This is a genomic window from Flavobacterium macrobrachii (genome assembly GCF_014486675.1).
In the GTDB taxonomy this organism is placed as follows: Bacteria; Bacteroidota; Bacteroidia; order Flavobacteriales; family Flavobacteriaceae; genus Flavobacterium; species Flavobacterium macrobrachii.
The window spans coordinates 1-1,401 of record NZ_JACTAC010000150.1; the positions used below are offsets into that span (position 1 = coordinate 1).

The following is a 1,401-nucleotide window of genomic DNA, read 5'->3' on the forward strand; positions in this document are numbered from 1 at the left end:
TTTTTTTTGTGAATAAATTCGTATATTTATATGGTAATCAGATAATAAGTATCATGCAAAAAAACAGCTTTTCAGATTTTATCTTCTCTTCAATCAGAAATTTTTAGTACTTTTCTGAAAGATAATTTTAAAACAAATCCTGAGGATTTTACAAGAAACAGGAAGCAATCTTTTTCAGGCACCATTTTATTTATGCTAAATTTTTTAACTAGAAGCCTATCAATAGAAATTGTAAACTTTTTGAGCTTTCTCAAAAGAAAAGATATTGCACAAGAAGCATTTAGTAAAAGTGCTTTTGTCCAAGCTCGTAAGAAAATAAAGCCTGAGGTTTTTAAACACTTAAATCAGCGAATTATTGAAGAATTTTACAAGGACAATTCAGGAGTTTTAAGACAATTTGATAACTTACGAATATTAGCAATGGATGGTTCCCGATTGACTTTACCTTTTACTAAAGAACTTGAAGAAATTTACGGACAAACTAAAAACCAAACTAATACTTACATTGTTCAGACCAAAGCTTGTGTTTTGTATGATTTACTCAATGAAATATGCATTAATGGGATTTTGTCTTCAATTGACACTGATGAACGCACACAAGCCAAACAACTCTTGGAATATTGTCAAGCAAATGATTTGATAATTTATGACAGAGGTTATCCTTCTTTTGAATTAATTTATGAACATTATCAGAAGAATTTACATTTTCTTATGCGTATGCCATTAGACTTTAGTCAAGTTGTGAAAGATTTTGTAGCGAGTGGTAAAACATCACAAATAGTCGAAATAAAACCTGGACAAAAAAAGAGTTTTGAAAATAAACCCTATACTAAATCTTCAACATTAAAAATAAGGCTATTACGAATAACTTTAAATGGTGGTGGAATAGAAGTTTTAGCAACCTCACTTTTAGATAGTAAACATTATGGTAATGAGGTTTTTAAAGAATTATATTTTAAAAGATGGAAAATAGAAACCTACTATGATGAACTTAAAAATAAACTAAAAATTGAGGAATTTTCTGGTTACTCAAATCAAAGTATATTACAAGATTTTTATTCAACACTTTTTGTAAGTAACATTCAAACTCTTATAGAAAATGAAATTAACGAAGAAATTGAAAAAGAAAGCGAAACTAAAAACATAAAATATCAATATAAAATAAATACAACCTTGTCATATGGTTTTATGAAAGATAGAATTTTAGAACTGTTTTTCACTAAAAATGATATGAATGATATCATAAATGAACTTAAAGAATTATTTAAAAAGCATCTAATTCCAATAAGACCAGATAGAAAATTTGAACGAAAAATTGGGAAATACAGGACAAGAACAAAACCAATAGTGACTAAAAATCAAAAGAATAGCTTATGATTTTTTCTTAACTTAATGACATTG

1 protein-coding gene is annotated in these 1,401 nt (G+C 27.0%); it reads left to right on the forward strand.

The window, feature by feature from the left end:
• Nucleotides 1-114 precede the first annotated feature (114 nt).
• Entirely contained in the window at nucleotides 115-1,377 is a 1,263-nt protein-coding gene (locus IAI56_RS15650) for an IS4 family transposase (RefSeq protein WP_244970344.1), read from the forward strand.
• The last annotated feature ends 24 nt before the right edge of the window (nucleotides 1,378-1,401 follow it).